This window comes from Caproiciproducens sp. (genome assembly GCF_053840905.1).
This window is the reverse complement of the sequence record NZ_JBNLXQ010000003.1, coordinates 198,791-217,216: the sequence shown is the minus strand read 5'-3', so window position 1 is coordinate 217,216 and position 18,426 is coordinate 198,791. Positions and strand designations below refer to the sequence as shown.

Annotated in this window: 22 protein-coding genes; 18 read left to right on the top strand and 4 right to left on the bottom strand. The window is 52.5% G+C overall.

All coding sequences use genetic code 11. The features are described 5' to 3' along the window. Positions 1-106 precede the first annotated feature (106 nt). Both ACQGQ5_RS04250 and ACQGQ5_RS04245 read right to left on the bottom strand, forming a co-directional pair. A complete protein-coding gene (locus ACQGQ5_RS04250) occupies positions 107-886 on the bottom strand; it encodes an EFR1 family ferrodoxin (RefSeq protein WP_455735347.1) in 780 nt (259 codons plus the stop codon). Further along, a complete protein-coding gene (locus ACQGQ5_RS04245) occupies positions 883-1,503 on the bottom strand; it encodes a TetR/AcrR family transcriptional regulator (protein WP_455735346.1) in 621 nt (206 codons plus the stop codon). Before ACQGQ5_RS04245 ends, ACQGQ5_RS04250 begins: the two co-directional genes overlap by 4 nt. Before the next feature lie 306 nt (positions 1,504-1,809). Between ACQGQ5_RS04245 and ACQGQ5_RS04240 the strand changes: the two genes are divergently transcribed. Both ACQGQ5_RS04240 and ACQGQ5_RS04235 read left to right on the top strand, forming a co-directional pair. Continuing rightward, on the top strand, positions 1,810-2,865 hold the full coding sequence (locus ACQGQ5_RS04240; protein WP_455735345.1) for an AAA family ATPase: 1,056 nt from the start codon (positions 1,810-1,812) through the stop codon (positions 2,863-2,865). 3 nt (positions 2,866-2,868) lie between these two features. Beyond that, entirely contained in the window at positions 2,869-3,303 is a 435-nt protein-coding gene (locus tag ACQGQ5_RS04235) for a hypothetical protein (protein WP_455735344.1), read from the top strand. Positions 3,304-3,516: 213 nt separating this feature from the next. On the opposite strand, the gene ACQGQ5_RS04230 is transcribed toward ACQGQ5_RS04235, so the two are convergent. After that, on the bottom strand, positions 3,517-3,855 hold the full coding sequence (locus ACQGQ5_RS04230) for a winged helix-turn-helix transcriptional regulator (protein WP_455735343.1): 339 nt from the start codon (positions 3,853-3,855) through the stop codon (positions 3,517-3,519). A gap of 145 nt (positions 3,856-4,000) precedes the next feature. Between ACQGQ5_RS04230 and ACQGQ5_RS04225 the strand changes: the two genes are divergently transcribed. From ACQGQ5_RS04225 to ACQGQ5_RS04215, 3 genes are read left to right on the top strand one after another with little or no spacing between them, the layout of a single operon-like run. After that, positions 4,001-4,687, top strand: coding sequence for an SDR family NAD(P)-dependent oxidoreductase (locus ACQGQ5_RS04225; RefSeq protein WP_455735342.1), 687 nt, complete (start codon positions 4,001-4,003; stop codon positions 4,685-4,687). Positions 4,688-4,706: 19 nt separating this feature from the next. After that, positions 4,707-5,141 (top strand): flavodoxin family protein, encoded by a 435-nt coding sequence (locus ACQGQ5_RS04220; RefSeq protein WP_455735341.1) that lies wholly within the window; start codon positions 4,707-4,709, stop codon positions 5,139-5,141. A 30-nt stretch (positions 5,142-5,171) separates the two neighbouring features. Further along, positions 5,172-5,609: a flavodoxin gene (locus ACQGQ5_RS04215; protein ID WP_455735432.1), complete on the top strand. Its 438-nt coding sequence runs from the start codon at positions 5,172-5,174 to the stop codon at positions 5,607-5,609. Positions 5,610-5,892: 283 nt separating this feature from the next. Here ACQGQ5_RS04215 and ACQGQ5_RS04210 read toward each other — a convergent pair whose 3' ends face one another. Next, positions 5,893-6,555, bottom strand: a complete 663-nt coding sequence (locus tag ACQGQ5_RS04210; RefSeq protein ID WP_455735340.1) for an HAD family hydrolase — start codon at positions 6,553-6,555, stop codon at positions 5,893-5,895. Positions 6,556-6,709: 154 nt separating this feature from the next. On the opposite strand from ACQGQ5_RS04210, the gene ACQGQ5_RS04205 reads away from it, so the two are divergent. The 13 genes from ACQGQ5_RS04205 (at position 6,710) to ACQGQ5_RS04145 (ending at position 18,345) form a co-directional block, all read left to right on the top strand. Then, entirely contained in the window at positions 6,710-7,480 is a 771-nt protein-coding gene (locus ACQGQ5_RS04205) for a DeoR/GlpR family DNA-binding transcription regulator (protein ID WP_455735339.1), read from the top strand. Positions 7,481-7,599: 119 nt separating this feature from the next. After that, entirely contained in the window at positions 7,600-8,904 is a 1,305-nt protein-coding gene (locus ACQGQ5_RS04200; RefSeq protein ID WP_455735338.1) for a PTS sugar transporter subunit IIC, read from the top strand. Between the two features lie 24 nt (positions 8,905-8,928). After that, entirely contained in the window at positions 8,929-9,246 is a 318-nt protein-coding gene (locus ACQGQ5_RS04195; protein ID WP_455735337.1) for a hypothetical protein, read from the top strand. Between the two features lie 13 nt (positions 9,247-9,259). After that, a complete protein-coding gene (locus ACQGQ5_RS04190; RefSeq protein ID WP_455735336.1) occupies positions 9,260-10,264 on the top strand; it encodes an SIS domain-containing protein in 1,005 nt (334 codons plus the stop codon). After that, positions 10,261-10,986 carry an amidohydrolase family protein gene (locus tag ACQGQ5_RS04185; RefSeq protein WP_455735335.1) on the top strand — a complete coding sequence of 242 codons (726 nt, stop codon included), beginning with the start codon at positions 10,261-10,263 and terminating at the stop codon, positions 10,984-10,986. Before ACQGQ5_RS04190 ends, ACQGQ5_RS04185 begins: the two co-directional genes overlap by 4 nt. After that, positions 10,983-11,711 carry an amidohydrolase family protein gene (locus ACQGQ5_RS04180; protein WP_455735334.1) on the top strand — a complete coding sequence of 243 codons (729 nt, stop codon included), beginning with the start codon at positions 10,983-10,985 and terminating at the stop codon, positions 11,709-11,711. Before ACQGQ5_RS04185 ends, ACQGQ5_RS04180 begins: the two co-directional genes overlap by 4 nt. A gap of 26 nt (positions 11,712-11,737) precedes the next feature. After that, a complete protein-coding gene (locus ACQGQ5_RS04175; protein WP_455735333.1) occupies positions 11,738-12,046 on the top strand; it encodes a PTS lactose/cellobiose transporter subunit IIA in 309 nt (102 codons plus the stop codon). Positions 12,047-12,150: 104 nt separating this feature from the next. Continuing rightward, positions 12,151-12,498 (top strand): cupin, encoded by a 348-nt coding sequence (locus ACQGQ5_RS04170; protein ID WP_455735332.1) that lies wholly within the window; start codon positions 12,151-12,153, stop codon positions 12,496-12,498. A gap of 22 nt (positions 12,499-12,520) precedes the next feature. Then, a complete protein-coding gene (locus tag ACQGQ5_RS04165) occupies positions 12,521-12,874 on the top strand; it encodes a cupin domain-containing protein (protein WP_455735331.1) in 354 nt (117 codons plus the stop codon). Continuing rightward, positions 12,871-13,995 (top strand): Gfo/Idh/MocA family protein, encoded by a 1,125-nt coding sequence (locus ACQGQ5_RS04160; RefSeq protein ID WP_455735330.1) that lies wholly within the window; start codon positions 12,871-12,873, stop codon positions 13,993-13,995. The genes ACQGQ5_RS04165 and ACQGQ5_RS04160 overlap by 4 nt, the downstream gene beginning before the upstream one ends. A gap of 1 nt (position 13,996) precedes the next feature. Continuing rightward, positions 13,997-14,257 (top strand): HPr family phosphocarrier protein, encoded by a 261-nt coding sequence (locus ACQGQ5_RS04155; RefSeq protein ID WP_455735329.1) that lies wholly within the window; start codon positions 13,997-13,999, stop codon positions 14,255-14,257. A 215-nt stretch (positions 14,258-14,472) separates the two neighbouring features. Then, positions 14,473-16,869 carry a GH36-type glycosyl hydrolase domain-containing protein gene (locus ACQGQ5_RS04150; protein ID WP_455735328.1) on the top strand — a complete coding sequence of 799 codons (2,397 nt, stop codon included), beginning with the start codon at positions 14,473-14,475 and terminating at the stop codon, positions 16,867-16,869. Positions 16,870-16,929: 60 nt separating this feature from the next. Beyond that, positions 16,930-18,345: a phosphoglucomutase/phosphomannomutase family protein gene (locus tag ACQGQ5_RS04145; protein ID WP_455735327.1), complete on the top strand. Its 1,416-nt coding sequence runs from the start codon at positions 16,930-16,932 to the stop codon at positions 18,343-18,345. The last annotated feature ends 81 nt before the right edge of the window (positions 18,346-18,426 follow it).

Below are 18,426 nucleotides of genomic sequence, written 5' to 3'. Positions count from 1 at the left end.
AGCAAGCTGCCCGATAGGTAAATTTTCTATCAAGGCAGCTTGCTCTTATTTGCTGATATTGACGCTGACGCCGGATTTGAATTCCACGGTGAATTCGCTCGCAATATTAGCACTGATTGTTCGCGTCGATGATTTCTTTCAGGCTGACATTGTGATTTCTCCAGCGCTTGCCGCTTTTTTCGCCTTTTTTGTGAATGGCGGTCTGAGGACAGTTGTGGATGCAGCCGTAGCAACTCAGGCAGTTTGTGCCGAACTGCGGTCCGCCGTCTTTCATGGTTATATTTTTATATGGACAGACTTTAGCGCAGGTGCCGCAGCCGTTACAAGCGTCGCTGATGATAAATTTCTGCGCGGAAAGTCCCGTGTCCTGCGACTTGACAAGCCCCTTGCACATACGCGTAATTATCTTGCCGAAGGTGCCGGGATCTTTGACATAGTCTTTCCTTTGGTTGATATCGCCAATCACGGCGGCGAGACTTTCATCAATTTTCTTGGACGAAATTTTCTCGACTTCTTTATTGATATCAAAATTGTCTATGAAATTATCGACCATAAGAATTGCATTCAGATAATTGAAATGGTAACCGGCGGCTTTTGTGATTTTGTCAAACGCAAGCATTTCGCTGCCGTCGCCGCCTTTGCCCATCGCGTTGCCGTAGGTGGCAACGGCGAAGAGATAGTCTGCTTTCAACTTTGCTCTCTCGATAAAGTCCCGGATGATTTTCGGAGGATAACAACAGTAGGTCGGGAAAACCAGACCGATGACGTTATCTTCAAATTCATATTGATTGTTCCTGATCGCCTGCGCAATAGAAATCGTCTCTCCTCCGATTTTTTTTGCCACGGCAAGGCTGTTGCCGGTAGCGGTAAAATATAATGTCTTCATTTTGCGCCTCCTAAATGTTCCGGTTTATACATGACTGATTTGAACAATCCAAGATATCTCAGCATTTCCCCATAGACTTTTTCCTGTGGCATCTCTGCCGAAAGCTGAGCAATACAGCCGCTTGTCATCCAGTTGAAAAGGTTCTGGACCGTATCTTTGTCAAAACCGTCGCAGAACCTGCTCCAGTCAACACGGGCATAGAGCGTGTCCAGGCTATACTGACATACGGCATCCGCGACATCCAGCAGTTCCTCAACTTCCGAAAAATCCCTGCGCTGCGACTGAAGGATCAGAAAGTCAAACAGATTCGGATACTCCTTGCTCGTATCCGAAAGGCTGCGCACGTACAATTCGGCACATTCGAAATAATCCTCTGTTCCTTCGGATATGCGGTTTGTGATTTCTTTTCCGGCAAAATCATAGAAGAACAGGTACATATCCTTCTTGTTGCCAAAATACTGAAAAAGAGATGCCTTTGAAATCCCCGCCGCGTCCGCAATATCCTGTATGGAGGTTTTCTTGTATCCGTTTTGCCCGAAGCAGAGAAATCCGGCGTTAATGATAGCTTTTTGCTTTTCGGCTGGAATTTTGTTGAAGTTGGTAAGATCAATATTCAAATAAAATCGCCCCAATAACCGTTTTGGTTATTATATCACGAATAACCGATTCGGTCAATAGAAAGCGAAAAATATTCAGATGTCATCAATACCACGAGCAAGGCACCCTGCGTCATAAATAGCGCAGTGCCTTGCCCGTTTTCTCCTTATTCCTTTACATCCGCCGTCACGCCGGACTGGCATACTTATGATATGGATCGGATGAGGGCAAAAAATATTTCCAATTATTTTTGATTAAACTGTTTACACCGTACACAATACTGTGATATACTGTGTATAACGTAAACAATAAGAAGGAGGAGGATTATGGCTGATTTAGTTGGCATAGCCGAAATTGCAAAGATGTTTGATGTTAGTTCGGCTGCCGTTACAAATTGGAGAAGCCGATCAGAAGATTTCCCTAAACCCGTCGCAATACTGAAATCAGGCCCGGTATTTCAAGCCGAACAAGTAAAAAAATGGTATAGGAGGAGAAACAAAATGGCAACAACAGTAATTTCTTCAATTAATCTTAAAGGTGGTGTAGCAAAGACTACGACCACGGTTGGTCTCGCACAGGCGCTTTCAGGGGCCTTCAATAAGCATGTCTTAGTCATTGACTTAGATCCACAGACCAATGCCACGACAATGCTGATCGGAGAGGAAAAGTGGTTTGCTATTAACCAAGAAGGTTATACGCTCGCTACATTGTTTGAGGATGCAATTGAAGATAGCAGCAATTTTAATCTCTCAAAAACCCTTCAAAAATCTGTGGGAAATGTCAGCGAAGTAAAATCAGTCGATTTGTTACCGTCAAGTTTGAAACTCATTGACTTACAGGATCGCTTGATAACGATGCCCGCTGGGAAATATCAGACGCGTAATCCGGTTAATATTCTTCGTAGAGGCATAAAGGATATTGTTGACGATTATGACTATGTTTTGATAGACTGCCCGCCAAATCTCGGATACATCACACTGAATGGCCTTCGTATTTCAGACGGCTACATCATTCCAACGATACCGGATGTTATGTCGACATATGGCATTCCGCAGATCGTTACTCGTGTAGCGGAATTCTCAGAAGAAATCGAGGATGAGATCATCCCGATAGGTATAGTTGCTACAAAAGTACGCGGGCAGGCTGCTATTCATACAAGAACCATGAATAAAATGCGTAACGACGCAGGGAAACCAATGGGAGGATCGAAGCTGCTCTGCCCTCTGGTCTTTGATGCGTACTTTTCAGAGAGCGCTCAAATAGCAGAAGCAGCGGAATATCAGCAATACAGCACTCTTAGACAGAAATGGGGATACCAAGGTCAATATAACTCCCTCATAGAGTTTACGGAAGAATTCATGAGGCTAACGGAAGGGGCATAACCTATGGACAAAAAGACAGTTCTTGAACTTTGGGAAAAAATCAGTGCCTGCATAGCAGAAGAGATTACAAATAATGATGAGTTTGCAAAGCGCATGGGTCTGTTATTTGAAGAAAACATAATTAAGGCGAACTGCTCCAAATATGAAGCTGTCAATACTAAACCTAAAAGGGGTAATCGGCGCGAACCCGCTAAAGTCAATCCGTTTGCTTTGCTTGAGCAAGGAGCCGAAGTTTTAAAGACAGCACTTGAGGCTTTGGATATAGAGGAGCTAAAGGACGTTATTGCAGAAAATGGTATGGATACTGCAAAGTTGGCGATGAAATGGAAAGATCGAAACAGACTTATTAACCACATCATCGATACTACGCAACGCAGATCTTCACAGGGAGAAGCGTTTTGGAATTCTGGCTCAGAGAAACCTTCCGATAATGAATAAGAAACTATTCTCCCGATGCTATATTAAAAAGGGTACCCTGCGTCATAAATAGCGCAGGGTACCTTGCTCGTTTTCTCTTATTCATTTACATTCACCGTCACGCCGGCCTTAAATTCCACGGTGAATTTGTCCTCATATATGGTTACCTTTTCAACCAGCCGGCGGACAAGGGATTCGCCGTAAACCGGTAAATTTTATTTCCGATTTGGCGCTTCAGCACGTTTCCTCAGAAGAGCTATGATTCAGCCACTTCATTCCCCATTCACTCATTTTTATAAATACCTGTTCGAAGTCGCTGCCTTTTTCCGTTAAAGCATACTCCACGGTGATTGGCGCAGCCGAATGAACCGTTCGCGTCACAATTCCGTTCGCCTCCAGGTTCTTTAAGACGTCGGACAGCGATTTGGTGCTGATTCCCAAGTCATTGCGGATTTCATTAAACCGCCTGGGGCCTGCGTGTAACGCACAGATAATGGCAAAGGACCATTTGCCGCCGAAAATATCCATGACCTGCCGGATGGACCGCGCACAAGGATGATTGGCGTTTAGCATATTACACCTCACAAGTTGTTATCTTAATATATCAAGTATAATAAAGGTAACTTAGTTAAACTATTTTGCGTACTTTACATTTTACATTACTCCGATATAATGAAATTGTCAACAGTCAATCAATGTGCGAAAGGATGGTAGTACAATGAAAACAATGGTGATCGCGGGCGCCGGAAAAGGGCTGGGCCTCTCTCTGGCGAAGGTTTTTGGGAAAGAGGGTTTTCAAATCGCCTTGATTGCGCGAAACGCGGAAAAGCTTCAATCCATGGCTGCTGAATTGCAGGTGCAGGGAATCGAGGCTTCTTATTATCCCGCGGATCTAACAAAAAAAGACGCGGTTGAGAAGGCCATAGCTGACATCAAGGCAAAATATGGTGCGATAGACGTCATGGAGCTCAGCCCGGTACCAACGACAGGTCTCCCTGCCACGGCGGTGAACACGACGGCGGAAAACGCCACGGCTCCCTTTGAGGGGTTTGTGATCAGCGCCATCAATGTGGTGAGCAGCCTGCTTCCGGATATGCTGGAGCGGGGTGAAGGGGCTTTGCTTTTTACCACCGGGTTGTCCGCCCTGTACCCGATGCCGGTGCTGGGCAACATTGGTATCGCCATGGCGGGATTGCGCAGTTATATCGCCAATCTTCACACGGAATTAGCTCCCAAAGGGATTCTGGTGGCGCACCGCTCCTTAGGGCTGGCGATAAAAGCGGGGACAGGCGCTGTAAACGACCCCGACGTGATTGCGAAGATGTGGTATCAGGTATATTCGGAAAAACTGGACGGCGAACAGGAATATCCCAAGGGCGTTACGCCGAAAACAATGGTATTTTAACACAGGGAGGCAATGAAACATGAATATTCGAGTTATTTACCATTCGTCCCAAAGCGGCAATACCGAAAAACTCGCCAAAGCCATCGCGGAGGAATTGAACGTCAAGGCAGAGCGCATTGGCAAAGAGGGCATATCGTTTCCCCAGCCCGTTGACCTCCTGTTTGTGGGCGACGGCATTTACTGGGCCAAACCGCATCGGATAACAAGAAAGTTCTTTAAAAAGCTCAATCCCGCGCCAATCAAAAACGCCGCTGTTTTTGCCACTTACGGCAACCAATTCAAGATCGGGGACGACCTGAAAACACTCTTGCGGGACAAGGGAATCAGCGTTGTGGGCGACCCTTTCACCTGTAGGGGGGCGTCGGTCGGCACGAAGAACCAAGGGCACCCGGATGAGACGGATTTGCAGAATATCAGGGCGTTCGCGCGGCATATCGTTGATTCAGTAAAATGATGGAGGCGGGAGCATGAAAGCAATCATCTTATATTATTCAAAATCGGGGACGACAGAGAGCTTGCCCGGAGAATCCAAGAGGATATTCAATGCGATATTCTGAAGATTGAGCCGGAAGACCCCTACGGGAATTATTTCTCGTCGCTGGTGCGTGTGAATAAGGAACGGAAAAACAACGTGCCTGTCCGCTCTGTCACGGAAATTCCCGACCTTTCGGGCTATGACACGGTCTTTATCGGATACCCTATCTGGTATCTGGATGTTCCGGCTTTTGTGGCGGATTTTATCGGCCGGTGCAATTTGGAGGGAAAAACCGTGATTCCCTTCGCCACCTGCGGTTTGGCAAATATCAGTACGACCCTGAATACGATAAAACGGGTTTGCCCGGAGTCAAAGGTTGTTCATCCTTTTAACTATGGCGTTGCCAAGAAAGACAACTATGAGGAGTGGATTCTTGCGATCCGATAAGGCCGTAAGATCCAATCGGAACCTCTCATTCCACGGCGAATTCCGTTTGTCCCGCCCAACGCTTTTCAGGACTGTATTATGGAATTCGCAAAGACGTCCGCACCAAAATCGGGAAACAGCCGGGTGATGCCTTAAAAGGAAGGAAGTTAAGCAGCCGGGAGGGCTTGCTGTCTGCGCAAAGCGGGCGGCAGGCCTTTTCGTTTTGCCCTGCCGCGGCTGCCGCTCTTGTCTGACATTTTGGGGGCGCTTCATTTTCCCTTGTTCCTTTACATTCAGGTTCTTTTCACGGCCGGCTATCTGATCGCAAACAGGAAAGGAGTGCATGGGGACATGCCAAACAGAGGACGTTTTCCTCCAAAGGCGGGGAAAAACCACTCCGGTTCCAGCCGGCCCAGGCAAAAAGAGTTCCGGCTGCTTTTGCACAAAGCCGGTCTGCCCGGGAGTCCCCTACAAAAAGAACGTCACTGGGCTTTGCGCTGCTTCTTTGGCAAAACAGGAGAAGGGGATCCGCAGCGGGCTTGGGATTTTCCACGTCGTCGATCGTTACACAGAATTCCTGCGGAAACAAGCGAAACAAGTCCGGCTGTGCCCTGCGTGCCACCTCCAGCTCTCCCCGGGAACGGGAGGTGTTAATGCCCAGGCGGTACCCCTGCTTTGCGAGGGTATCTACCGCTTCCTCTATGCCGGGGAACAGCACCTGCGCGGCTTTCTGCGAACCCAGTTCCCGGTATACCGCCCGATAATAGATATCCCAGTCCTTTTTGGGAATCCCCAACCTCCTGTAGCCCTCCAGCCTGGGCAGGGAGTGGGTCTTTACAAACAGCTCGGAGGGCACCTGCTTCCCTGGATAGCGTTCGCGGTACACGCGTTCCATTGCCCAGACGACGGGCATAGTGTCCAGCAGCGTTCCGTCTACATCAAAAACAACAGCGTTCGGTCTTTTCATAATGTCCTCCCTTGAATTGGCTTTTGTCGAAGTGCCTAACATTTGAAGATAATCATTAGCAAAATAGAACATTGACAATGTTCTATAATGTTGATATTATAAGACCGTAGACAGAGAAAAGCAACAAAAAATAACATTTGGAGTGAAAATTATTATGAATGCAGCGGCAAGGCGGCTGGAAATTATGCAATCGCTACAACAGGATGTGTCGATGGACAACACCCAGCTTGCCCAAAAGTTGAATGTGTCGGTTATGACCATACGCCGCGATTTGAGCCTGCTGCAGGAGCAGGGTATTTTGACGGTCTCTCACGGCGGCGCAATCTTAAACAACAGCATGGCCATGGAGCCGGGCTATACCATGAAGCAAAACCACATGATCGAGGAAAAAAGGCGTATCGGTGTGGCGGCAGCTCAGCTGGTAAACGAGGGCGAGGCCGTTTTTATCGACTGCGGCAATACCGCCCGCGAGGTGGCGCTGGCCCTTTTGCGTATGAAACGGGAGGCCACTGTCTTTACCAATTCGGTGCCCGCCATGAACGTGTTGGCCCAGGCGGCCTCCTCGCACATTAAAATGGTGTCCATGCCCGGAGTATTCCGCCCAAAATCTATGGGTTTTATTGGCCCGCAGACGATGGATTTTATAGAGCATTACCACTTGGATGTTGCTTTCATTGGTGTGGAGGGCATTGACGCCGAGTTTGGCGCCTCTACCCCGGACGTGGCGGATGCCATGACCAAGCAGGCGGTAGCCAGGTCGGCCAACCGCGTGGTGGTTCTGGCCGACCACACAAAGGTGGCTAAGAGGACCCTGTCCACCATTTGGCCGGCGTCGGACGTCCACACCCTGGTGACGGGTAAGAGTATAGAACCAGCCCACCAAGACAGCTTTGTCCGCTTGGGCGTGAAGGTGGTTTGCGTTTGAAGCCGCGTCCGGACTTTTCCGTCCGGCGATTCCGGAAAGTTGAGAAAGGAGGCTGATCGGGCAGCAAACAGAGATTCTCGTAGGATTCGGATTTTATAAAAAGGGGAAGGGATATTATTATGGAAGGTACAAAAGTCAGCAAGTTTGAAGCAACTATGAATCGCGTAAGCGATTTCGTGGAGCGCAAGATTGCCCCGCCCATGGTAAAGTTGGGCAACAATCGTTATATGATGGCTATTCGCGGCGGTCTGATCCGGGTTATCCCACTGTTCATCATCGGCTCCATCCCACTGATCCTCACCAACCTGCCGGTAGAGAGCTGGGCCAACGCAATGAAGCCCTTTTACGACTCATTGAATACCCTGTTCAACATGACCTTTGGGTTCATGAGCCTGTGGCTGGCCCTTAGTATCGGAGCCGAGATGGCCCGCATTTACAAGTTGGATGAAACCATGATCAGCATTGTCTCGGTGGCCTGCTACATGATCAGCGCCTCTCCCATCAATTTGAAAGACGGTACCGTCACGGTGAGCGCCTGGGGCAGCAACACGATGTTCCTTGCCTTTGTTGTGGGCATTGTGGTGGCTGAGGTGATGCGCCTGTTCCGCGATCATAATTGGGGTATTAAGCTGCCGGGCGGTGTGCCGGAAAATATCACCGCGAGCTTTGCGTCCTTAATCCCCATGGCGGTTCTGTTTGTTTTCTTCTGGTTTTTGCGTGTTATTCTGGGCTTTGAGTTAAACAAGCTGCTGATGATGATCGTCAGCCCCCTGATGGTCGCAACCGACACCTGGTGGGCGTTGGCTCTCACGCTGCTGATCCTGCAGCTTTTGTGGTTCGTGGGCATCCACGGCGGCTCCCTGACTTTCTGGGGCGTTTTGTATCCTTTCCTGATCTCCAACATTTCGGAGAACGCCGCCGCTGCCGCTGCGGGACAGGCTCTGCCCCATATTTTGACCGAACCGTTTATTTTTACCTATTGTAACGTGACCGGTACGGCCATCACGCTGCCTCTTATCATCATCTGGCTGAGTTCAAAGTCGGTCCGGCTGAAAAAGCTTTCCCGCCTGTGCCTGATTCCGGACATCTTCGGTATCAACGAGCCGATTTTGTTTGGCGCGCCGCTCATCATGAATCCCCTGATGTTTCTTCCTTTCGTATTCGGCAGCACGTTCCTGGGCGGTATGTACGGCTACATTATCACTAAACTCGGCTGGGTGACGGCCCCCTACATACAGGTGCCCTGGACCACGCCGATTTTGATCCAGCCCTATCTTGCCACTGGCGGCGACTGGCGGGCGGTTGTCGCGCAGCTGATCCTGCTGGTTGTGGTGGGACTCATCTGGTACCCGTTTGCCAAGGTTTGGGAACGCCGCTGTGTGGAGCAGGAAATGGCGTCCCCGGCCGATGAAAAAACTTTGTAGAAACAGAATTGAGGTGTGGGATAGATGAAACGATTAAAAATAGTGGTGCTGTGCGCGATGGGGATGTCCTCCGGCATGATCACGGGAAAAATAAAGGACGCCGCCACGCAACAGGGCTACGATGCGGATGTCTCCTGCTATTATTGCTATAATTTCCGCGACTTGGATTATGGAGCCATAGATATTGTGCTGATGGCGCCTCAGGTTCGCAACCAGCTTTCGGTCGTGGCGGAATATGTCAAACCGATGGGGACGAAGGTCATGCAGATCGACATGATGGAGTATGGCATGCAGCAGGGCGACGCTATTTTTGCAAAGGCCCTAAAAATCTTGGAAGAATAGGAGAGAATAGATCATGCATCCCTTTATTGAAGAAGCAAATACGCAGGGCGAGATTTTACGCGCCTGTCTGGACAAATGGTTTGCGCAGAAAAACGACGGCGCACTGGAAAAGGCGGTGGCGCTGTTTCGCCAAAAACCTTATAAACGCATTCTGTTTTCAGGTATGGGCAGCAGCTATGCCGCTCCGCTGTGCGTGACCGGCTATCTCACCCGGCACGGCATTCCCGCCGTCTGCGTCAACGCCAACGAGGCGGCTCGGTATCAGCTGGAGCTGCTGGACGGGGAGACGCTGCTTGTGGCGGTGAGCCAGTCGGGCAAGTCCGCCGAGGTGCTGGAGCTGCTGAACCGCAACGAGGGTCGCAGCCCGGTGGTTGCGGTGGTGAACGATCCCGAAAGCCCTCTTGCCAAAAATTCCGACGTACCGTTATACATCCACGCCGGATCCGAAAAATTCATTTCCAGCAAAAGCTATTTGAACACTTTGGCGGTGCTGCTGATCTTTGCCGCCGGGCTGACCGGTACGCTGGACGAGGACTTCAAGACCAACTGTTACAAAATTGCCGATTGGGTGACGGATTATCTGGTGAGTGCCCAAACCCGGCGTGAGGAATTCCTGTCCTTTTTACAGCCCAGCCGGGTAATCGATTTTATCGGCGACGGCCCTGCCGGGGCGACGGTGTTCCAGTCGGGACTCATTTTCCGCGAGGGGCCCCAGTACCCTACCGGCCCTTCCCTGTGCGCCGACTACACCCACGGCTACAACCTGCTTACCGGGCCGGGCAGCACAGTGGTCATCTTTGACCCCGAGCCCAAGGCCGGCTCCCAAAAGCAGCAGATGCTGGAACATACCCTGGAAAAGGGCGGCATGGTGGTGCTCGTCACTCCGGCCGAGGTACAGGAGACAGAGCGCTTAAAGGTGGTGCGCCATCCCGTCCTGCCGGAGGAACTGTGCCCCATGATGCAAATTTTACCCTGTGACATGATGATGGGCTGGTTACTGGAGGTGACAGGCAAATGATCTTTGATGCGCATAATCATATCGGTCAAAAAAAAGGAATGTCTTTCCCTGTGGAAGAGCTGATTTCCCGGATGGACAAAGCCGGTGTCGACAAGGCGGTGGTGTTCAGCTTTCCCGAGCAGATTGACAACGCGTACGTGGCTGAGAGCGTGCGCCGCTATCCTGACCGATTGGTGGGCTTCGCGACCGTCAACCCCTGGTCGTTGGATACCGAGACGGAGCTGAAACGCGCGGTGGAGGATTACGGTATGGTTGGTCTGAAGCTGCACCCGGTTCGCCACGGTTACGCCGCCGACAACCATACCGTGCTGGATCCGGTGCTGGCTCTGTGCGAAGAGTACAAGCTGCCGGTACTGGCCTACGGCGGGGCGGACACCCTGAGCGCCCCCAACATGTACGAGGAAATGGCTCTTACTTTTCCCAATGTGGATATCCTGCTGGCCCACGGCGGCCAGATGTACGAGACCAAAAGCGCCATCGGGGTGGTCAAGCGCCAGCCGAATCTGTATATTGAGTGCTCCCGCATGTTTGCCAATCGTGTCGAATCCCTGGTGAAGGAAAACCTGTTGGACAAGCTGATTTTTGGAACCGACAGCCCTTACGGAGATTTTGAACTGGAGATGGATAAGGTGCGGATCGTTGTGGAAAATGAGGCGGATCGGGAAAAGGTCTTTTCCAGAAATCTGCAAAAGCTGCTGGCGAAAGGAGGGCACGCCGTATGATTATCGATTCCCACAATCATTTGGGGGTGCGCAAAGGCGAAAACTTTCCTACGGAAACGTTGATTTCCTGGCTGGATAAGGCCGGGGTTGACGCCTGTGTGGTCACCACTCACCCTGAGGCCATCAATAACGACTATGTGGCCGAAGCCCAGCGTCAGTATCCCGACCGCATCATCGGCTACGCCGTGGTCAACCCCTGGGACTTTGGCGCGGAGGACGAACTGCGCCGGTGCCTTGGGGGGCTCGGTCTGCACGGACTCAAGCTCAATCCCATCCGCCACGGGTACGCTCTGGACCGTCATGAAATCGTTGACCCGCTGTTCCAGATCTGCGAGGAATATGACGTGCCCATTCTGTGCCACGGCCAGTCCGATCTGTTTAACATGCCGGGCAAATTCGACGAAATGGCCCGCAGCTTTCCAAAAGTAAAGCTGATTATGGCGCACATGGGCGAACCCGACGGGGTGGACACCGCCGTCCGTGTGGTGAACCGGCGGGACAACCTGTATATGGACACCGCGGGCGTGATGCTGCATACCCTGCAAAAGGCGTTGGCCCAAGTGGACCCGCACAAGATCCTGATGGGTACGGACGCATCCTGGGGCAGGTTCGAACTGTCCATGGATCTGATTTGTAAAGCCACCGACGACGAAACGGTACGGCAGCTCCTGATGGGTGACAATATCGCCCGCATTCTGAATTGGAGCCCATCCAAAACAGCCTGACAACATAAACAAAGGAGTGGAACAGTATGACGAGAGACGCGTTGGAGCCCATCTGTATGGAGATGATCGCTTACGCCGGTGAAGGCAAGGTCAAGGTTTTCGAGGCGCTGGAGTGCTATAAAAGAGACGATAAGGACGGAGCAAGGGCCAAGCTGGCCGAGGCGGAGGAATTTGTCATCAAAGCGCACGAGGTGCAGTTTCGCCAGCTGATGGGTCCCCAGAGCGAGGGGGAGGAGATCCCCTTCGATATGCTGCTTCTGCACGGAATGGATCTTGTGGCGGGCGCCGCTTCCATGCTGGAAGTGTTCAACTGCCTGCTGGCGGACCCGAAATAGACCTCTGTATATACACCTGCCCCTCCGGCGGCTCGCGCATGGGTACGCCCAAACGCACGGACCTGCCGGAGGGATTATTTTGAAAATTGGAAAGGAATCGAGCCATGCCAAATTCCATTATGGAGAAGCCCTGGGGCACAGAAGAACTCATCGCCCAGAACGACCATTATATCATTCGTAAGCTTACCATTCGCACCGGCCAGGCGGTCAGTCTGCAATACCATAAGGAGAAAATAGAGACCCTGTATGTTTTGTCCGGCACGGCCACGTATTACCGCCAGCGGCCCGGGGAGGAAATGACGGAAACCGTTGTGGGTCCCGGTGACATTATTGAAAACCATCCTTATGAGCTGCATCGTGAGAGGGCGATCGAGGATTTTGTGTTCATCGAAGTTTCTACCCCGCAAATGGAAGATATCGTACGGGTGGAGGACGACTATGGGCGGATATAGTATCTCCGCGGGAGGTGAACCGATGCATAAGAGAACAGTCGGGCAGCCATGGGGCGCTGAGATCTGGATTGCCCACAACGAGCACTATACTGTCCGGGAGCTGCATATGAACAAGGGCGCCGCGGTCAGTCTGCAGTACCATAAGGTGAAAACGGAAACGCTGTATATTCTCAGCGGCAGGGCGGAACATACGATTGGTCCGTCGGAGGGAGAGCTGGCGGTGGAAATCGTGGGTCCCGGAGACGTCATCAACCATAAACCCATGCAGGTACACCGGATGCGTGCGCTGGAGGATTTGTGCTTCATTGAAGTATCCACCCCTGAGATTGAGGACATCGTCCGCCTGCAGGACGAATACGGGAGGGCAGACGGATGAAAACGATTCACACGGGATTGATTGGTTTTGGCCGCATTGGCCGGGTGCATGCCCTTGTGGGTGAAGCGCTCCCTCTTGTGGCGGAATTTCCGTTCGCGGTGGACACGCGCCTTGTCTATACGGCGGAGTCCAGTCTGCCCAGCTATGCGGCTGCCCGTCACGCTTCTACGCCGCAGGCCATTATCCAGGACGGCGACATCCATATTGTAGACATCTGTACACCGAATGACAGCCATTATCCGTTGGGAAAAGAGGCCATCGCTGCCGGTAAGGCGGTCTATATTGAGAAACCGCCGGCCCTGAACGCCGCACAGGCTGCGGAACTGGCGCGATTGGCCCGGGAGAAGAGCGTGTTGAGTCAGACCGGCCTAAACTACCGTTTCTTACCGGGAGTCAATGCTCTCCGGGAAGAAATTTCGAAGGGAACGCTGGGGCGAATCACCGGGTTTACCGTGCGCGCGCTTCACTCCGGGTACCTCAATCCATCGCGGCCCATCGGCTGGAACCTGAAACAAGAGACCAGCGGGGGAGGCCCTCTGCTGGATCTCGGGATCCATCTTATGGATACTGTGCGCTACATACTGGGCGAGGTGAAAGGCGTACAGGCCCAGATGGGTACCGAAATCAAAGAGCGTCCCGGTTCCGCCGGCGCCTCCGAGCCTGTTGACGTGGAGGACTGGGGACGCGCCGTCCTCTGGCTGGAAAACGGAGCCAGCGGCACGGTGGAAGTGACCCGCGTTGCTTCGCTGCTGGAGGAAGTCACCACTTTTGAAATCAGCGGCACGAAGGGCAGCTTCTTCTACGATATCCACGACCCGTGGATCTTGCAGCACCACAGCTGGGAAACAGGGGTAACGCGGCGCTACCGCTGCAAGCCGGAAAGCGGCTTTGGCCGGCATGCCGCCGCGCTGTATCCCTCCGGCGCGCTCAGCATGGGATGGCTCATCGACTCGCAATTCGCCTGTCTGGCTAATTTTTACGGCGATGTGGCTGAGGGACGCAAAAGCTACGCCGAGACCCCGGATTTGTCCGTGGCGGCCAGGGCTCAGAAACTGGTGCAGGACTGCTATGATTCCGCCGGCCGCGGCGGAGCGTATACGCCGTGTAAAGGAGAGCAGTGATATGCTTGAAAGAACAGTAACAGTGACCAACAAGACGGGCTTGCATGCCCGCCCGGCCGGCGGGTTAGTGAAGCTGGCCCAGAAATACGACAGCAGCGTGACCATTCTGTTCGGTGACAAAATCATCAACGCCAAGCGTATTTTCAGCGTGCTGGGCGGGGTGATCGTTACAGGCAGTACGATCACTCTGCGCATCGAAGGCGCCGACGAGGACCGGGCCATGGCTGAGATCGCGGAATATATTAAAAATTTGAAAGAATAATCAGGATGAACGCACGTTACGGGGCCGCCGCAAAACGAAAGTTTTGCGGCGGCCCCGCAGTTTTATCCGCGGCCCGCGGAAAGCGCCGTTCCGCCCTTTACCAAGCTGCGGAAGCTACACAAGAATATGCAATTAAGTACAATATCTGTTATTTATTCAGTTCCGGATCTGCTCTATAATGGATGCAGAATAAAAACCGGAGGAGCATGGGGAGAATGAGATACGGCTATTTCGACGATAAAAAGAAAGAATATGTCATTGACCGCGTAAACACGCCGGTTCCCTGGACGAATTATATCGGTGTAAACGATATGTGCGCTGTTCTCAGCCAAACCGCGGACGGTTATGTTTTTTACCGGTCTCCGCAGTACCACCGCATTACGCGGTTCCGTCCGAATGCGCCGATCAGCCGTCCCGGCCATTATGTGTATCTCCGCGACGACGACACCGGCGAGTATTGGAGCATTTCGTGGCAGCCTGTCGCCAAAGACCTGGCCAAAGCGAAATATGAATGCAGGCACGGGCTTTCCTACTCGAAATACCGCTGTGATTATCAGGATATTTCCGCCTGCCAGACGGTGTTTATCCCTCTGAACGAGCCGGTCGAACTGTGGGACGTAACACTGAAAAACGACGGAGCCCGGCCGCGCCGTCTCAGCGTTTATTCCTACCTTGAGTTTTCGTTCCACCAGATCGATATGGACAATCAGAATTTTCAGATGAGCCTGTATGCCTCGGGTTCCAGCTATGCCGACGGCATCATTGAATACGACCTCTATTACGAAGAATCGGGGTACCAGTGGTTCACCTCCAGCTTTGAGCCCGATGGGTTCGACTGCCTGCGCGACCGCTTTTTGGGCGCTTACCGCGACGAAAGGAATCCGATCGCGGTCGAAAAAGGGGAATGCTCCGGCAGCTTTGAAAAAACAGGCAACCACTGCGCCGCTCTGCAGAAGAAACTCGTTTTGCAGCCGGGGCAGCAGGTTCGGCTCGCTTTTCTGCTGGGGGACGGAAAACGGGAGGCGGCCGTCCCCGTGAGGAAAAAATATTCCGATCCGGCCAATGTGGACAAAGCGTTTTCCGATCTTGCGGCTTTCTGGGAGGAAAAGCTCGGCAGGCTGCAGGTCAGCACCCCCAATCCGGGAATGAACACCTCGTTGAACATCTGGAATCTGTACCAGTCCGAAATCAATATTCTGTTTTCGCGGTTCGCCTCGTTTATTGAAGTGGGCGGCAGAACCGGCCTGGGCTTTCGCGATACCTCCCAGGATGCGATGACCATCGCCTCCTCCGACCCGGAAAAGTGCAGGAAGCGCATCATCGAGCTTTGCCGCGGCCTCACACGGCAGGGCTACGGGCTGCACCTGTTTCAGCCGGAGTGGTTCGACCCCGAACTCCGGGGAAAACAGCAAAGCTTCCAATCCCCGACTGTGGTTCCCACCCCCGGCAGGGAGGAAATGATTCACGGAATCAGGGACGCCTGTTCGGACGATGCGCTGTGGCTGGTCGCCGCGATCAGCGAATACGTTAAGGAAACAGGGGAAGTTTCCCTTCTGGAGGAAACGGTTACCTACGCCGACGGCGGGGAAGATACGGTCTATCAGCACATGATGCGGATTCTCGATTTTTCCGATCAGCAGGTCGGCGCCACCGGCATCTGCAAGGGGCTTCGCGCCGACTGGAACGACTGCCTGAATTTAGGCGGCGGGGAAAGCGCGATGGTCTCGTTCCTGCACTACTGGGCCATCCGGCATTTTATTGATTTGTCCCGGTTCATCGGGAAAATGGAGGAAGTCCAAAAATATGAAAAAATGGCCGCGAAGGTTAAAAAAGCGTGTAACGATCACCTGTGGGACGGGGAGTGGTATATCCGAGGGATTACCGCCAACGGCAGGAAAATCGGCACCCATAACGATCAGGAAGGCAAGGTACATATCGAGTCCAACGCCTGGGCGGTTTTCTCCGGCGCGGCCGACCGCGACCGCGCGGTCAGGGCGATGGATTCCGTTGACAAATACCTCTATACGCAATACGGGTTGATGCTCAATGCGCCGTCCTATACAAAGAGCGACGACGAAATCGGGTTTGTCACGCGGGTGTATCCCGGCGTTAAGGAAAACGGTTCGATTTTCAGCCATCCGAATCCGTGGGCATGGTGTGCCGAGGCGGCTCTTGGGCGGGGCGACCGGGCCATGAAATTTTACAATGCCCTGCTGCCCTATAACCAGAATGATGAAATAGAGATCCGGCAGTCGGAGCCCTATGTTTACTGCCAGTTTGTAATGGGAAAAGACCATACCGCTTTCGGACGGGCAAGGCACCCGTTCATGACGGGCTCGGGCGGCTGGGCGTATTTTGCCGCAACCCGGTACCTTCTTGGCATCAGACCGGATTTTGACCGACTGATTGTCGACCCGTGCATTCCAAAGGACTGGGGCGGCTTCGGCGTTACCCGCGTTTGGCGCGGAGCCGTCTATGAAATTCATGTTGAGAATCCGCGCGGCGTCAGCAAGGGAGTGAAAACAACGGAGCTGGACGGAAAAACCGTTTCCGGCGGGATTCCGGTACAGAAAGCGGGAACGCGGCACCGGGTACATGTCGTGATGGGATAAAGGGAGTCGGCGCTCGCCGTGCAGAGCGGTTTTGTGTACGGAGAAAAGTGCGGTGAAGATATGATAAAATTTGGAACAGGCGGATGGCGGGCAGTCATCGGCGAGGAATTTACCAAAGCGAACGTCCAGCTGTTAACGGCCGCGATCGCCGGAAAGCTGAAGGCTCAGGAGAAAACAGCAAATGGATTTATAATCGGGTATGACCGGAGGTTCCTGTCGGAACAGGCGGCCAAATGGGCCGCGGAGGTGATGGCGGGGGAGGAAATCCCCTGCCGGCTGATCGACAGGGAATCGCCTACTCCGCTGATTATGTTTGCGGTGCAGTATTATGGGCTGCCTTACGGCATGGCGGTAACCGCCAGCCATAATCCTGCCATTTACAACGGGATCAAGGTTTTCATGAAGGGCGGGCGCGACGCCGACGAGGTTCTCACAGGGGAACTGGAACAGTATATGAAGGACATTGATCCCGCCCAGATCAGGCGGATGCCGTTTGAGGACGGGGTAAGAAGCGGCAGAATCGAGCTGATCGATCCGATGAACCAATATATCGACAGCATTATCCGTTCCATTAACATGGACGCGATCCGGAGCCGCGGCCTCAAAATCGTACTGGACCCAATGTACGGGGTCAGTAAAACGGCACTGCAAACCATCCTGCTCACGGCGCGGTGCAATGTAGACGTCATCCATGAGCGGCACGATGCCCTGTTTGGGGGCAGGCTGCCCGCGCCGAACAGCAAAACGCTTGCCGGGCTGATGAATTATGTCGAGGAGAATCACTGCGACATCGGGATCGCAACGGACGGCGACGCGGACAGACTCGGCGTGATCAACGACAGGGCCGAGTTCCTGCATCCGAACAAAATACTGGCCATGCTCTATTATTACCTGATGAAGTATAAAGGGTGGCACGGGGCGGCGGTGCGGAACATTGCCACGACCCATCTGCTGGACCGCATTGCCGAGGATTTTGGGGAAACCTGTTATGAGGTTCCGGTGGGATTTAAATATGTTTCCTCAAAAATGGCGGAAACAAACGCGATCATCGGGGGGGAATCCTCCGGCGGGCTCACCGTGCGCGGACATATTCAGGGCAAGGACGGCATTTACGCGGCTGCGCTGCTGGTGGAAATGATCGCGGCCACAGGCCGCAGGCTGTCGGAAATATATAATGAGATTACCGATCAATACGGAAGCTGCGAAATGGAGGAATGCGACTTTCGGTTTTCACAGGAAGAAAAAGAAAAAATAACGGAAATCCTGCTTCGGGATAAGCTGCTGCCGGAGTTTCCGTACGAGATCGAAAAGGTGTCCTACATGGACGGCTGTAAGGTCTACTTTAAAAATAAAGGCTGGATCATCGCGCGCTTTTCCGGTACGGAGCCGCTGCTGCGGATTTTTTGCGAAATGCCCACCCTCCAGGCCGCGCGGGAAACCAGCGATGTTTTCAAACAGTTCCTTTCTCTTTCATAACTACTCCTGAAGAAGGCAGCCGGAATTTTCGGCTGCCTTCTTCAAAACTGACAGCAAAGCGCGAAGCCGCAAAATTGCAAA

What these genes read in the sequence shown, in the direction of transcription:
- ACQGQ5_RS04250 (WP_455735347.1), bottom strand. Translation starts at nt 886, where the DNA reads ATGAAGACATTATATTTTACCGCTACCGGCAACAGCCTTGCCGTGGCA.
- ACQGQ5_RS04195 (WP_455735337.1), top strand. Translation starts at nt 8,929, where the DNA reads ATGAAACGATTAAAAATAGTGGTGCTGTGCGCGATGGGGATGTCCTCC.
- ACQGQ5_RS04180 (WP_455735334.1), top strand. Translation starts at nt 10,983, where the DNA reads ATGATTATCGATTCCCACAATCATTTGGGGGTGCGCAAAGGCGAAAAC.
- ACQGQ5_RS04205 (WP_455735339.1), top strand. Translation starts at nt 6,710, where the DNA reads ATGAATGCAGCGGCAAGGCGGCTGGAAATTATGCAATCGCTACAACAG.
- ACQGQ5_RS04235 (WP_455735344.1), top strand. Translation starts at nt 2,869, where the DNA reads ATGGACAAAAAGACAGTTCTTGAACTTTGGGAAAAAATCAGTGCCTGC.
- ACQGQ5_RS04165 (WP_455735331.1), top strand. Translation starts at nt 12,521, where the DNA reads ATGCATAAGAGAACAGTCGGGCAGCCATGGGGCGCTGAGATCTGGATT.
- ACQGQ5_RS04230 (WP_455735343.1), bottom strand. Translation starts at nt 3,855, where the DNA reads ATGCTAAACGCCAATCATCCTTGTGCGCGGTCCATCCGGCAGGTCATG.
- ACQGQ5_RS04170 (WP_455735332.1), top strand. Translation starts at nt 12,151, where the DNA reads ATGCCAAATTCCATTATGGAGAAGCCCTGGGGCACAGAAGAACTCATC.
- ACQGQ5_RS04145 (WP_455735327.1), top strand. Translation starts at nt 16,930, where the DNA reads ATGATAAAATTTGGAACAGGCGGATGGCGGGCAGTCATCGGCGAGGAA.
- ACQGQ5_RS04155 (WP_455735329.1), top strand. Translation starts at nt 13,997, where the DNA reads ATGCTTGAAAGAACAGTAACAGTGACCAACAAGACGGGCTTGCATGCC.
- ACQGQ5_RS04210 (WP_455735340.1), bottom strand. Translation starts at nt 6,555, where the DNA reads ATGAAAAGACCGAACGCTGTTGTTTTTGATGTAGACGGAACGCTGCTG.
- ACQGQ5_RS04185 (WP_455735335.1), top strand. Translation starts at nt 10,261, where the DNA reads ATGATCTTTGATGCGCATAATCATATCGGTCAAAAAAAAGGAATGTCT.
- ACQGQ5_RS04175 (WP_455735333.1), top strand. Translation starts at nt 11,738, where the DNA reads ATGACGAGAGACGCGTTGGAGCCCATCTGTATGGAGATGATCGCTTAC.
- ACQGQ5_RS04150 (WP_455735328.1), top strand. Translation starts at nt 14,473, where the DNA reads ATGAGATACGGCTATTTCGACGATAAAAAGAAAGAATATGTCATTGAC.
- ACQGQ5_RS04160 (WP_455735330.1), top strand. Translation starts at nt 12,871, where the DNA reads ATGAAAACGATTCACACGGGATTGATTGGTTTTGGCCGCATTGGCCGG.
- ACQGQ5_RS04225 (WP_455735342.1), top strand. Translation starts at nt 4,001, where the DNA reads ATGAAAACAATGGTGATCGCGGGCGCCGGAAAAGGGCTGGGCCTCTCT.
- ACQGQ5_RS04200 (WP_455735338.1), top strand. Translation starts at nt 7,600, where the DNA reads ATGGAAGGTACAAAAGTCAGCAAGTTTGAAGCAACTATGAATCGCGTA.
- ACQGQ5_RS04220 (WP_455735341.1), top strand. Translation starts at nt 4,707, where the DNA reads ATGAATATTCGAGTTATTTACCATTCGTCCCAAAGCGGCAATACCGAA.
- ACQGQ5_RS04190 (WP_455735336.1), top strand. Translation starts at nt 9,260, where the DNA reads ATGCATCCCTTTATTGAAGAAGCAAATACGCAGGGCGAGATTTTACGC.
- ACQGQ5_RS04240 (WP_455735345.1), top strand. Translation starts at nt 1,810, where the DNA reads ATGGCTGATTTAGTTGGCATAGCCGAAATTGCAAAGATGTTTGATGTT.